The organism is Acidovorax sp. CCYZU-2555, from assembly GCF_018413525.1.
In the GTDB taxonomy this organism is placed as follows: Bacteria; Pseudomonadota; Gammaproteobacteria; order Burkholderiales; family Burkholderiaceae_C; genus Comamonas.
Genome location: NZ_JAHCDD010000003.1, coordinates 71,605 through 84,438 on the forward strand (window position 1 = coordinate 71,605; position 12,834 = coordinate 84,438).

The 12,834-nt window shown below is 66.1% G+C and carries 14 protein-coding genes; 10 read left to right on the forward strand and 4 right to left on the reverse strand.

Features of this window, described 5'->3' with window-relative positions; genetic code table 11:
* Positions 1–2 precede the first annotated feature (2 nt).
* Genes KHY18_RS01720 through KHY18_RS01740 form a run of 5 tightly spaced genes read left to right on the forward strand, consistent with a single transcriptional unit; the run spans position 3 to position 4,206 of the window.
* Positions 3–842, forward strand: coding sequence for an ABC transporter permease (locus KHY18_RS01720; RefSeq protein ID WP_213293584.1), 840 nt, complete (start codon positions 3–5; stop codon positions 840–842).
* 35 nt (positions 843–877) lie between these two features.
* Positions 878–1,663 carry an ABC transporter permease gene (locus tag KHY18_RS01725; protein WP_349630231.1) on the forward strand — a complete coding sequence of 262 codons (786 nt, stop codon included), beginning with the start codon at positions 878–880 and terminating at the stop codon, positions 1,661–1,663.
* 33 nt (positions 1,664–1,696) lie between these two features.
* Entirely contained in the window at positions 1,697–2,557 is an 861-nt protein-coding gene (locus tag KHY18_RS01730) for an ABC transporter ATP-binding protein (RefSeq protein WP_213293586.1), read from the forward strand.
* A gap of 25 nt (positions 2,558–2,582) precedes the next feature.
* The gene (locus tag KHY18_RS01735) at positions 2,583–3,953 is read left to right on the forward strand and encodes an LLM class flavin-dependent oxidoreductase (protein WP_349630229.1); all 1,371 of its coding nucleotides are present in this window, start codon (positions 2,583–2,585) and stop codon (positions 3,951–3,953) included.
* Between the two features lie 37 nt (positions 3,954–3,990).
* Positions 3,991–4,206 carry a TOBE domain-containing protein gene (locus tag KHY18_RS01740; RefSeq protein WP_213293588.1) on the forward strand — a complete coding sequence of 72 codons (216 nt, stop codon included), beginning with the start codon at positions 3,991–3,993 and terminating at the stop codon, positions 4,204–4,206.
* 6 nt (positions 4,207–4,212) lie between these two features.
* On the opposite strand, the gene KHY18_RS01745 is transcribed toward KHY18_RS01740, so the two are convergent.
* The 3 genes from KHY18_RS01745 to pcaC all read right to left on the reverse strand — a co-directional run bounded on the left by KHY18_RS01745 (position 4,213) and on the right by pcaC (position 6,637).
* Entirely contained in the window at positions 4,213–5,181 is a 969-nt protein-coding gene (locus KHY18_RS01745) for a tripartite tricarboxylate transporter substrate-binding protein (RefSeq protein WP_213293590.1), read from the reverse strand.
* Positions 5,182–5,370: 189 nt separating this feature from the next.
* Positions 5,371–6,228: an NAD(P)-dependent oxidoreductase gene (locus tag KHY18_RS01750; RefSeq protein WP_213293592.1), complete on the reverse strand. Its 858-nt coding sequence runs from the start codon at positions 6,226–6,228 to the stop codon at positions 5,371–5,373.
* Between the two features lie 10 nt (positions 6,229–6,238).
* Positions 6,239–6,637 carry a 4-carboxymuconolactone decarboxylase gene (pcaC, locus tag KHY18_RS01755; RefSeq protein ID WP_213293595.1) on the reverse strand — a complete coding sequence of 133 codons (399 nt, stop codon included), beginning with the start codon at positions 6,635–6,637 and terminating at the stop codon, positions 6,239–6,241.
* A 155-nt stretch (positions 6,638–6,792) separates the two neighbouring features.
* Here pcaC and KHY18_RS01760 point away from each other — a divergent pair, with 155 nt between their 5' ends.
* Positions 6,793–7,464: a GntR family transcriptional regulator gene (locus KHY18_RS01760; protein WP_213293599.1), complete on the forward strand. Its 672-nt coding sequence runs from the start codon at positions 6,793–6,795 to the stop codon at positions 7,462–7,464.
* Between the two features lie 4 nt (positions 7,465–7,468).
* On the opposite strand, the gene KHY18_RS01765 is transcribed toward KHY18_RS01760, so the two are convergent.
* Positions 7,469–8,368: a LysR family transcriptional regulator gene (locus KHY18_RS01765; RefSeq protein ID WP_213293601.1), complete on the reverse strand. Its 900-nt coding sequence runs from the start codon at positions 8,366–8,368 to the stop codon at positions 7,469–7,471.
* 102 nt (positions 8,369–8,470) lie between these two features.
* Here KHY18_RS01765 and KHY18_RS01770 point away from each other — a divergent pair, with 102 nt between their 5' ends.
* From KHY18_RS01770 to KHY18_RS01785, 4 genes are all read left to right on the forward strand, one after another.
* Entirely contained in the window at positions 8,471–8,941 is a 471-nt protein-coding gene (locus KHY18_RS01770; protein ID WP_213293603.1) for a (R)-mandelonitrile lyase, read from the forward strand.
* Positions 8,919–9,692, forward strand: a complete 774-nt coding sequence (locus KHY18_RS01775) for a carboxymuconolactone decarboxylase family protein (RefSeq protein WP_502768077.1) — start codon at positions 8,919–8,921, stop codon at positions 9,690–9,692. Before KHY18_RS01770 ends, KHY18_RS01775 begins: the two co-directional genes overlap by 23 nt.
* 106 nt (positions 9,693–9,798) lie before the next feature.
* Positions 9,799–11,589, forward strand: coding sequence for an allophanate hydrolase (gene atzF / locus KHY18_RS01780; protein WP_213293605.1), 1,791 nt, complete (start codon positions 9,799–9,801; stop codon positions 11,587–11,589).
* A 32-nt stretch (positions 11,590–11,621) separates the two neighbouring features.
* Complete coding sequence (locus KHY18_RS01785) at positions 11,622–12,299, forward strand: GntR family transcriptional regulator (protein WP_213293607.1); 678 nt, start codon at positions 11,622–11,624, stop codon at positions 12,297–12,299.
* Positions 12,300–12,834: the final 535 nt, after the last annotated feature.

The following is a 12,834-nucleotide window of genomic DNA, read 5'->3' on the forward strand; positions in this document are numbered from 1 at the left end:
GCATGGCAAATACCCTCTCCTATCCCGTGCCGGCAACCGCCGTGACCGGGCGCCAGCGCCTGCAAGGCGTGGTGCGCAGCGCCGAACCTTTCCTGCTGCCCATCGCGCTGTTCGCGCTGTGGGCCGTGGGCGCGGCCCAGGGCTGGATCTCGCCGCAGGTACTGCCCTCGCCGCAGTTTGTCTGGGAGACCCTGAGCGAACTCGCTACCAGCGGCGACCTGTGGCTGCATGCCCAGGCCAGCATGCAGCGCGTGCTCGTGGGCTTTGTCGTCGGCAGCGCGCTGGGTCTGCTGCTGGGCGCGGCCATGGGGCTGTCGAAGACCGTCGAGGCCTATCTGCTGCCCACGTTCAATGCGCTGGTGCAGATTCCGGTGCTGGGCTGGCTGCCGTTCGTGCTGCTGCTGGTGGGCATAGGCGAGCCGCTCAAGTACATCCTGATCGCCAAGGCCGCGCTGGTGCCGGTGACGCTGGCCACGCTGCAGGGCTTTCGCCAGACGCCGGCGACGCTGCTGGAAGTCGGCAATGTCTACGGCTACTCGCGGCGCCAGCAGGTGCTGGAGATCGTCGTGCCCACGGCCATGCCCACGCTGTTCACCGGCCTGCGCCTGGGCTTCACCAAGGCCTGGCTGTCGCTGGTGGTGGTGGAGCTGGTCGCATCCAGCGAAGGCCTGGGCTATCTGATCGTCTACGGGCGCCAGCTGTTCCAGCTCGATCTGGTGATGGCGGCCGTGATCATCGTCGGCGCGCTGGGCTATGCCATCGACCGCCTCCTCGACTACGCCGAAGCGCGCGTCGCCGCGCGCCATGGCGCACGTCCCATCAACGAAAGAGGCCTGCTGTGAGCACCACCACGATCTCCCCCCTGCCCGCCGCGCGCGTGGATGCATCCGCCAGCCGGCGCCGCGACAAGGCCTCCTTGGGGCGCTGGCGCGGCCTGGTCGTGCCCTTCGTGGCCATCGTTGTGTGGGCCCTGGTGTCCAAGCTCGATCTGGTGAATTCGGCGCTGCTGGTGTCGCCCGCCAAGGTGCTCGACACCGGCTGGGAGCTGGTCAGCAGCGGCCTGCTGTGGCTCAACCTGCGCGCCAGCCTGGCGCGCGAGCTGACCGGCTTCGTGATCGGCACCAGCAGCGGCCTGGTGTTGGGCGGGCTGCTGGGCCTGTGGCCGCGCTTCAACCGCATCGTCGGCCCGAGCTTCAACACGTTCAAGCAGATCTCGCTGTTCGCCTGGATTCCGCTGATCTCGGTCTGGTTCGGCCTGGGCGATGTCGCCAAGGTGGTGTTCCTGTCGCTGGCCGCGTTGGTGCCCGTGGTGGTCAACACCGCCGACGGCATTCGCGGCACGCCGGCCACGCTGCTCGAAGTCGCGCGCGTCTATGGCTATAGCCGCGCGCAGACCATCTGGCATGTGGTGCTGCCGTCGGCGGCGCCGGCCATCTTCACGGGCGTCTATCTGGCGCTGGTCTATTCGTGGCTGGCCACCATTGGCGCCGAATACCTGCTGGTTTCGGGCCGCGGCGTGGGCAATCTGCTGATCGAAGGCAGCGAGCATTTCCGCATGGACCTGGTGCTGTTCGGCATGGTCACCATCGGCGTCGTCGGCTGGCTCATGAACGCCAGCGCGCGCACGCTGGAGCGCGCACTGGCACGGCGGCTGGGCCGCTGAAATCCCCCCTCTTCCTTTCGAAGGCACACACCCATGACCACCACCGTCACCACGGATGACCTGCGCATCCACGTCGCCTCCAAGCAGTTCGACAGCACCCAGTCGACCGACGGCAGCCTGCAGGTGCTGCAGGACATCGATCTGCAACTGCCCCCGGGCGAATTCGTCAGCATCGTCGGCGCCAGCGGCTGCGGCAAGTCCACGCTGCTGCGCCTGGTGCTCGGGCTCGATACCGAATACGACGGCGCCATCACGCTGGGCGGCGAAGACATCACCGGCCCGGGCCTGGACCGCGGCATCGTGTTCCAGGACCACCGGCTGTTCCCCTGGCTCACGGTGGAGCAGAACATCGGCGTCGGCCTGCGCAACTCGACTTTCAATGCCCAGCAAAAACGCAATCTGATCGCCGAACATGTGGCGCTGGTGGGCCTCGAAGGCTTCGAGAAGTCGTTCCCGCACCAGATTTCGGGCGGCATGGCGCAGCGCGTGGCGATCGCGCGCGGTCTGGTCAATCGCCCGCGCGTGCTGCTGCTCGACGAGCCCTTCGGCGCGCTCGATGCGCTCACGCGCGCGCGCCTGCAAGGCGAGCTGCAGCGCATCTGGCAAAAGGAACGCATCACCATGCTGCTGGTCACGCACGATGTGGAAGAAGCGGTCTTCCTGGGCGATCGCGTGGTCGTGATGCAGCCCCACCCGGGCCGCATTCGCCGCATCGTTTCCGTGAACCTGCCGCACCCGCGCAATCGCAGCGACCCGGAGTTCATCCGCATCCGCGATGACGTGCTGGCCGACTTCCTCGGCCCAGATCGCCGCGGCCCCAGCGACGTGCCGCCCCCCGCCCAGCCCGTCGCTGGCCTTGGTTTTCCCAGCGAGCGCATTCGCTTTGCCTGGTGAACTTCACTTCCACTGAAAACCTCAAGTGACCACAAAAAAGCAGATCAAGCTCGGGGCATTTCTGATGCAGACCGGCCACCACATCGCTGCCTGGCGCCACCCCGATGCGCAGGAAGATGCGGGCATCAATTTCCGCCACTACGTGCAGCTGGCGCAGAAGGCCGAGGCCGCGAAGTTCGATGCGGTGTTTCTCGCCGACAGCGTGGCCGTGCGCTCCGAGAACATCGATGCGCTGACGCGCACCGCGCGCAGCGAGCATTTCGAGCCGCTGACCCTGCTGTCGGCGCTGGCCGCCGTGACCGATCGCATAGGCCTGATCGCGACCGCCTCGACCAGCTACCACGAGCCCTACAACCTGGCGCGCAAGTTCGCTTCGCTGGACCAGATTTCGGGCGGGCGCGCGGGCTGGAATCTCGTGACTTCAGCGACCAATGCCGAGGCGCAGAATTTCAACCGCAGCGCCCAGTTCGCCCACGCCGACCGCTACCAGCGCGCGGCCGAATTCCACGATGTAGTCACCGGCCTGTGGGACAGCTGGGAAGACGACGCCTTCGTGCGCGACAAGCACAGCGGCACCTACTTCGACGCCGACAAGCTGCACCCGCTGCATCACAAGGGAGCGCACTTCCAGGTGCGCGGCCCGCTCAATGTCGCGCGCTCGCCGCAAGGCCGGCCCGTGGTGGTGCAGGCCGGTGCTTCCGACGACGGGCGCGAACTCGCGGCGCGCACGGCCGAAGTCATCTTCGTCGCCCACCAGACCTTTGCCGAGGCGCAAAGCTTCTACGCCGACATCAAGGAGCGCGTGCAGCACCACGGCCGCCATCCCGATGACGTGAAGATCATGCCCGGCATCTTTCCCATCGTCGGGCGCACGCAGGAGGAGGCCGAGGCGAAGTTCGAGCAGCTGCAGTCGCTGATCGACCCCGTGGTGGGCGTGTCGCTGCTCGCAGGGCTTTCGGGCGGCCTGGACCTGTCGGCCTACCCCGTCGACGGCCCGTTGCCCGGGCTGCCGCCCACCGAAGGCCCGCAAAGCCGCCAGCGTCTGCTGATCGACCTGGCGCGCCGCGACGGCCTGACGATTCGCCAGCTGTACCTGAAGATCGCGGGCGCGCGCGGCCACCAGCAGGTCGTGGGCACGCCCCAATCGATCGCCGATCAGCTGCAGCAATGGTTCGAGGAAGGCGGTGCCGACGGCTTCAACATCATGAGCCCCTGGCTGCCCGGCGGCCTCGACGATTTCATCGAACTGGTGCTGCCCGAACTGCGCCGGCGCGGCCTGTTTCGCACCGATTACGAGGGCCGCACCTTGCGCGAACACCTGGGCCTGGCGCGCCCCCGGCATCCGGCCGCATTGGCACGTGCGCACGCCCTGTCCGAGCAGGCCGTTGCCGCCTGACACCTCGCTTCCTCCCACCCTCAACTGCATTCACATCATGACCATTCAAGCCATCAACGTTCGCAATCAGTTCAAGGGCAAAGTGCGCGAGATCATCCGCGGCGATGTCGTCTCCGAAGTCGACGTGCAGACGCCCTGGGGCGTCGTCACTTCGGTGATCACCACGCGCTCGGTCGATGACCTCAAGCTGGTCATAGGCTCGGAAGTCGTGGCCCTCGTCAAGTCCACCGAAGTGTCCATCGCCAAGCTATGACGGCGCTCATTCCGCCTTGGCGCCCGCGGCCTTGATCACCGGATCCCAGCGCTGGATTTCGGCCGCGGTGTGCTGGCGCAAGGCTTCGGGTTTGAGGCGCTCGCCCTGCGGAATCACCACGCCCATGTCGGTGAAGCGTTTGACCAGCGCCGGCTCGCCAAACGCCACGCGCGCGGCCTTGTTCAGGCGCTCGATCACCGCCGCGGGCGTGCCCTTGGGCGCATACAGCCCATGCCAGACCGCGAGCTCGAACCCCGACATGCCGGCTTCGGAGAACGTGGGCACATCGGGCATGGTGCCCAGGCGCTCCTTGGTCGCCATCGCATAGGCCTTGAGCATGCCGGCCTGGATGTGCGGGCCGGTCGCCACGGGCTGATCGCAAGTCACGTCCACATTGCCCGCAATCAGATCCTGCAGCGCGGGGCCGGTGCCGCGGTACGGCACCATGGTCACGGTCGTGCCCAGCGTCTGGTTGATCAGCATCGCGCACAAATGGGACGTGGCGCCGATGCCCGCATGGGCGAACTTCACCGTGCCGGGCTCGGCTTTCATCTGCTTGATCAGATCGCCCAGCGTGGCCGGCGCAAAGCGCTTGTTGCGCACCAGGATCATGGGCACATCGCCCGCGAGCGCCACCGGCTCCAGATCCTTCTTCACATCGAAACTCAGCTTGCTGTAGAGCGCGGGCGCGGTGGCAATGCCCATGTTGTGCAGCAGCAGCGTATGGCCGTCGTTCTGGGCGCGCGCCACGCGTGCCGTGCCTATCGTGCCGCCCGCGCCACCGGCGTTCTCGACGATCACCTGCTGGCCCAGATCGCGCGTCAGCGCCTCGGCCAGCACCCGCGCCAGCACATCGGTGGAGCCGCCCGCGGCATAGGGCACGACGATGGTCACGGGCTTGGTCGGGAACGCCAGCGCGGCCATGGAGCCCGCGGCCAAGGCCACGGCGAGAACGGTCTGGGTGAAAGAACGCATGATGAATGTCTCCTGGTTATCGGTATGTGAATCGCATCCGTGCGGGCGTCACCGGTTCGAGGGCGCCCAAGGCGGGCAAGGCTGCACCCCGACCCTTGCCGCACGGGCAGGGAAGCAGTTTGCAAACGCATGCAGGTGTCGCCTGCGGGGCGGCGCCGGCGCGGCCCCGCACGGCGGCTTTGCGCGGGCCTAGGCGCGGCCGACGAACTTGTAGAGTTCGGTGTGGTCTGCCGCGGGGCCCAGCGCCTGGGAGGCGTCGGCCGTCATGGCGTGGACTTTTTGCGCAAGGGCCATGGGCAGGTTCACCGAAGTGCCCAGCGCGGCCGCGATGCCCACGTCCTTGGCCTGCAAGGCCAGGGAGAAGCCCGAGTTGAACGCGCCGTTCAGCATGAACTGGTGGGCCTTGTTCTCGGTGGTGTTGTTCTTGCCCGTGGAGGCATTGATCACATCGACGATGGTGGCCGCATCGATGCCGAACGCCGCGCCCACATGCACGGCTTCGGCCGTGGCCAGCAGCGCTGCCGCCGACACATAGTTGTTCAGCGCCTTGAGCGCATGTCCCGCGCCCACCGGGCCGACATGAGAGATCGCCTTGCCCAGCACTTCGAGCAAAGGCTTTTGCTGCGCAAACACCTGCTCGTCACCGCCGACCATGATCGCCAGCGTGCCGGCAACGGCCTTCTTGACGCCGCCCGACACCGGCGCGTCGATCAGCGCCACACCCTGCTGCTGCAGCCGTGCGGCCAGCGCGCGCGTGCGGTTGGGGTCGGCCGAACTCATCTCGATCATGCAGGCGCCGGGCCGCAGCCGCAGGCCCTGCACCACGGCATCGACGATGTCCGAGTTCGGCAGCATGGTGATGACGGCGTCGCAGTCGGCGAAGTCCTGGCCACTGGTTGCGACTTGCGTTGAATCGTGCTCCGCGGCAAAGCCTGTCGCCGCCTCGCGGTTGACGTCCTGGACCACCAGGCTGTGCCCGGCAGCGTGCAGCAGATGCGCCATGGGGCGGCCCATCATTCCCAAACCGATAAATCCAATGCGGCTCATGTGATTCTCCTCAGAGGTCCATCTCTTTGAACACTTCCGATGCCACACGGAAGGAGTCGATCGCCGCGGGCACGCCGCAGTAGATCGCGGCCTGCAGGAACACTTCCTTGATCTCTTCCTTGGTCAGGCCGTTGTTGATCGCGCCGCGCACATGCAGCTTGAGTTCGTGCGGGCGGTTCAGCGCGGTGATCATCGCCAGGTTCAGGAAAGAGCGGGTCTTGCGCTCCAGGCCGGGACGGTTCCAGACATCGCCCCAGCAGTACTGCGTGACCAGTTCCTGCATGTCGATGTTGAAGTCGGTCGCGTTCTTGATCGACGCGTCGACGTATTCAGCGCCCAGCACTTCGCGGCGGGTGGACAGGCCCTGATCGAACAAGGCTTGGTTCTTGGGGGCGTAGGCACGGGTCATGAAAGCTCCTTGGTAGTGGCAGACCGCGAAAAGCGGTCAATGGTGCTTATTATTCAGATTGTCAGACAATCTGACATCATGAAAACGCGCATTGCGGCGCCTCAGGTTTTTGTGTATGACAATCTGATTGCATGAGAACCAAGTAGGATGCTTGTATGAACCAGATGCTGCGTGTCCCCCGCGAAGACACTTCGTTGCGCCAACGAACGACCAATGCCCTGCGCACCGCCATCCTCGACGGCGTTCTTGCCGCAGGCCAGAAACTCTCCGAGCGCGAGCTGTGCGAAAGCCTCGACGTCAGCCGCTCCTGCCTGCGCGAGTCGCTGCAGCACCTGCAGGCCGAAGGCCTGATCACCATCATTCCGCACAAGGGGCCCGAAGTCACCAGCATTTCGGAACAGGAAGTGCGCGACATCTACGAAGTCCGCACCAGCCTCGAAAGCCTCGCGGGCAAAGGCTTTGCGCTGCACGCCACGGCGGCCCAGCGCGCCGCGCTGCGCGCCAAGCTCGAGGAACTGGGCCATGTGGACCAGGAGAGCGACAAGGCCGCGCTGCTGACGCTGAAGAACCAGTTCTACGACATCCTCGTCGAAGGCTGCGGCAACCTGGTCGCGGGCCAGATGCTCAAGCAACTCAACAACCGCGTCACCGTGCTGCGCCGCATTTCCATGTCGCAACCCGGGCGCATGCCGCAGACGCTGGCCGAACTCGACGCCATCGTCACGGCGATAGAAAAAGGCGACGCCCAGACCGCGGCAGCGCTGTGCGGCGCGCATGTGCAGAAAGCCGGCGAGAGCGTGCTGCGCAGCATGGCCAAAGCCTCCTGAGGCGCTAGGCCGGCTTTCGGTAGCGCAGGGCGTCGACGACCAGCGCCAGGGCCGGCGCGATCTGCCGGCGGTTGGCGTAGTAGAGGTGGTAACCGGGGAAAGTGGGCCACCAGTCTTCGAGCACCGGCACCAACCGGCCCGCGGCGATGTGCGGCGCCATGATGTCCAGCGGCACATACGCCAAGCCCATGCCGTCGAGCGCGGCCTGCAGCATCAGATAGGTGTTGTTGAACGTCGCCTGGCCCGGCACGCGCACGTTGAGGGCCTGGCCCTTCTTCTCGAAATCCCAGGCATAGAGACCGCCATGTGTGGGCAGCCGCAGATTGATGCAGCGATGCTGCATCAGATCCTGCGGCGTCTTCGGCACGCGCCGGCCCGCAAGATACTCCGGCGCGGCCGCGACCGCCATGCGCAGCGCGGGCGCGATGGGCACGGCGATCATGTCCTTGTCCACGCGATTGCCGGTGCGCACGCCGGCATCGAAGCGCTGGGCCGCGATGTCGGTCATCGCGTAGTCGACGCTGAGTTCTATCTGCACGTCGGGGTACTGCTGCATCAGCGGCAGCAGCCGGGGCCACAGCGCGGTGCTGATCGCATGGTCGTGCGCGGTGATGCGCACCGTGCCCGCGGGCTGGTCGCGCAGCGCGCTCAGCGACCCCAATTCAAGATCGATTTCCTGCAGGCGCGGCGCCACGGTGGCCAGCAGGCGCGCGCCGGCTTCGGTCGTCGAGACGCTGCGCGTGGTGCGCGTCAGCAGCCGCAGTCCCAGCCGTTCCTCCAGCGCTCGCATGGCATGGCTCAGCGCCGAGCGCGACATGCCCAGTTGCGCCGCGGCGCGGGTAAAGCTGCGTTCGCGCGCGACGGTCACGAAGGCCTGCAGATCGTTCAGATTGGGCTTTTGCATTGGTGAATTCTATGCACCAGCGTGTGCCGATCTTTCGGTCTTCTCAACCAATGCGGCAGGCCATAAAGTGACTTCGGTCATCAACTCCGGAATGCAAAGCCCATGCAACCCTTTCTGAAAAGCGCGCTGTGCGCGGCCGCGCTGCATGCGTCCACGGCGGGTGCCGCGCCCCAGGAAATCACGCCTGCGGGCAGCCAGCCCGCGACCACGGGATCGGCCGAATACTTCACCGGCCAGGTCCAGGTGGAACCGGTCTGGCCCGCGAACGGCGAGATCAATGCCTCGGGCGGACGCGTCACCTTCTCGCCCGGTGCGCGCTCGGCCTGGCATACCCATCCGCGCGGCCAGCGGCTGCTGGTGACTGCGGGCGTGGGCCTGACCCAGGAATGGGGCCGGCCGGTGCAGGAAATTCGCGCCGGCGACGTGGTCTGGTGCCCGCCGGGCGTCAAGCACTGGCATGGTGCCTCGGCCCATAGCGCAATGACCCACCTGGCCGTGACCGGAACCACGGCACAGGGCCAGAACGTTCAATGGCTGGAGAAAGTCACCGATGCGCAATACCAAGGCAAGTAGGACGCTGGGCCAGGCCCTTCTCGCGGTGTCCATCGCCTGGATGGCGGCCACCGTACACGCACAGGAGACCCGCACCATGCAGCCCGCCAGCACCCCGCAGGCCCAGTCCGGCACATTGACTGCGCGCCAGCAGGCCATCGTGCCTATCGCAGCATTCGCCGCCGCCGGCGATATCGACCAGCTCAAGCCCGCGCTGGAGCAAGGCCTCGCCGCAGGCCTGAGCGTCAACGAAGCCAAGGAGGTGCTGGTGCAGCTCTACGCCTATGCGGGATTTCCGCGCAGCCTCAACGCGCTGGGCGCGCTGATGCAGGTGCTGCAGGCGCGCCAGCAGCGCGGCATCACCGATGCCCTGGGCAACCTACCCAGCCGCGCCGCGCCCAGGGGCGAGGCCTTGCTCGCCGCGGGCAGCGCCAATCAAACGAAGCTGTCGGGCGGCCCGGTCAAAGGCGCCTTGTTCGACTTCGCGCCGGCGATCGACGAGTATCTGAAGACCCACCTGTTCGGCGATATCTTCGAGCGCGACAACCTCGACTGGCAAAGCCGCGAACTGGCCACGGTAGGCATGCTGTCGGCGCTGGCCGGCGCCGAGTCGCAGCTGCAATCGCATATGCGCATCAGCATGAACGTGGGCCTCACCGAAGCGCAGCTGCGGCAGGTCGCCGCGGTGCTGCAGGAGCGCGGCGCCGGCATCAATGCCCAGCGCGCGCGCGACGCCTTGGGCCGGCATCTGGCGACGCAGCAGCGCCCATGACAGCGCGGCCGCGTGGGCTGCCCGCGTGACGCCGACATCCGTGTGCCAATGACTTGGCACACAAACTGCTTTATCTCAGCATCTTGTATACATCAGGGTATTCATCATGCTGATCGGCACACTCGAAGATTGGAAGAACGCATACGCCCAGGGCGCCACACCTGCCGACCTGCTGGAGCAGCAACGGCAGGCATGCGATGCCGGCGATACGGCCTGGATAAGCATTGCCGACAGCGCGCAACTGCAGGCGCAGATCGCGGCGCTCGCGGCGCTGGAGCAGTCCGTGGGACGCGACCAGCTGCCGCTGTATGGCGTGCCCTTCGCGGTCAAGGACAACATCGACGTCGCGGGCTTTCGCACCACCGCGGCCTGCGAGGAATTCGCCTATGTCGCGCAACACGACGCGTTTGTCATTCAACGCCTGAAAAATGCGGGCGCCATCGTTCTGGGCAAGACCAATCTGGACCAGTTCGCCACCGGCCTGGTCGGCACGCGCTCGCCTTATGGCGTGGTGCCGAACACGTTTGACGCGCGCCTGATCAGCGGCGGTTCGAGCTCGGGTTCGGCCTCGGTCGTGGCGCGCGGTCTGGTGCCGTTTGCGCTGTCGACCGACACCGCGGGCTCGGGCCGCGTTCCCGCGGGCTTCAACCAGATCGTGGGGCTCAAACCCACGCCTGGTGCAGTCAGCGGCACCGGTTTGGTGCCTGCCTGCCGCACGCTGGACTGCATTGGCGTGCTGGCCTGCACCGTTGCGGACAGCGCCAGCGTCATGGCGCTGATGGAAGGCCTCGATGCGCAAGATGCCTACTCGCGCCCGCGCCCCATGGCGCCCGCGCACAAGCCGCTGGCGCAGCTGCGCGTGGCCACGCCCGCGGGCCGCAAGCTCTCGGCCGATTACGAAGCCGCATTCAGCGATTTCACGGCGAAGTTGCAGGCCCAGACCGCGCAGCTGCAGGACATTTCGTTCGACACGCTGTTCGACGTCGCCGAGCTGCTTTACCAGGGCCCCTGGGTCGCGGAACGCGTGGTCGGCGCGCGCAGCATCTACGAACAGCAGCCGGAAGAAATGCTGGCCGTGGTGCGCAGCGTGCTCGATGTCGCCCAGCGCTTTTCCGCGGCCGATACGTTTGCGGCCCAGTACCAGTTGCAGGCGCTCAAGCAGCAGGCCGACAAGATCTGGCAACAGTGGGATGTGCTGTGCGTTCCCACCGCGCCGCGCCACCCAAGCATCGATGAAGTGCAGGCCGACCCCATCGCCGTCAACTCGGAAATGGGCGTCTATACCAACTTCGTGAACCTGCTGGGCTGGTCGGCGATCGCGCTTCCCGCAAGCCGTCTGCCGGGCGGCCTGCCGTTCGGCATCACGCTGATCGCCCCGGGCTGGCGCGAGCCCGATCTGGTGCGCTGGGCCGCGCAACTCGAGCAGCAGGCGGGCCTGCCCGCGGGCGTCACGGGCCTGCGCGCGCGCGCCGCGACAGCACCCAGCACATGGACCGTGGCTGCACATGGCGACATGGTCAAGGTGGCCGTGGTCGGCGCGCATCTGCGCGGCATGCCGCTCAACCACGAGCTGCAATCCTGCGGCGCGCGCTTCGTCGAAGCCACGCACACCAGCGCCAGCTACCGCCTCTATGCGCTGCAAGGCACGGTGCCGCCCAAGCCCGGGCTGTCGCGCACGGAGGATGGTTCGGCGATCGCCGTCGAAGTCTGGGAAATGCCGATCGCGCACTTCGGGCGCTTTGTCGCGGGCGTGCCGGGGCCGCTGGGAATCGGCACGGTCACGCTGGCCAGCGGCGAGACCTGCAAGGGCTTCATCTGCGAAGCCCATGCACTGGCCCAGGCCACGGACATCACGGCGTTCGGCGGCTGGCGCGCGTATTGCAACAGCCTGCGCTAGACCGTTCCATTACAAGAAACCAGGAGACCATCGTGGCCCAAACCAGTCTTGCCGCATCGGCATACACGCAGCTCAAGCAGGCGCTAGACAACTTTCACTTCGTTCCGGGCGACCGCTTCAGTGAAAACGAAGTCAGCGCGCTGCTGGGCATGAGCCGCACGCCGATACGCGAGGCGCTGGTGCGGCTGCAGCGCGAAGGCTATATCTCGGTCATGCCCAAGCTCGGCTGGCTGGTCAACAGCATCGACTTCCATGTGTTCGAGCAGCTCTACGACGTGCGTTCGGTGCTCGAATGCGCGGCCATAGACCTGCTGGGCCAGGCGCCCGATCTCGCGCAAAGGCTCGCGCCCCTGTGCGCGCTGTGGTGCGTGGATCCGTCGCAGCGCCTGGACGCCTGCGCCGAAGTCTCGCAGATGGACGAAGCGTTTCACATGGCACTGGTGCATGCCAGCGGCAACCTCGAAATGGCGCGCATCCACTGCGACCTGACCGAGCGCATACGCGTTGTGCGGCGCCTCGAATTCACGCGCAACTACCGCATCGAAGCGGCCTACAACGAGCATGTGCAGATCCTGCAGACGCTGCTGGAACGCGATACCGCCACGACCAAGGCACTGCTGCAAAAGCACATCGCCGTGAGCCGTGACGAAGTGAAGAAGATCACGCTGCATACGCTGCAGGCGGCGAGGCAGGAGCGGGTCGCGGCTTGACGCGTTATTTGCTTGAGTGCAGGCCGCTCATGGTTCGACGCGCCCGGCGAGGCAGGCTCTCAGTAAGCAGCTTTTTCATCAATTAAATCGAGTGATTAGAAAGCACTCGATTTGTCCAAACAGCGACGGGCGCTTCCAAACCGTTCGTGGTGAGCCTGTCGAACCATGAACGCTCCGTCCTCATGCCTTGAGTGCAGGCCGTTCATCCTTCGACAGGCTCTCAAGAAACAGCTTTTTTTGTCAAATAAATCAATGACTTAGAAGGTGGTCGATTTGGGCAAACAGTGGCAAAACAGTGACCCGTTCGTGGTGAGCCTCCCTGGCCGGGCGCGTCGCACCATGAACGGCCGTCCTCATGACTTGAGAGCAGGCCGTTCATCCTTCGACAGGCTCAGGACGAACGGATTTTTAACGCCCGCTGTTTCTTTTGAACGCCTTGCGAGAGCTCGGCTCGCTTACCCCGCTCAGGACGAACGGGGCATGAGGTCCGCTGTGCCTTGCGAGACCTCGGCTCGCTTTACTCGCCCACACAAAC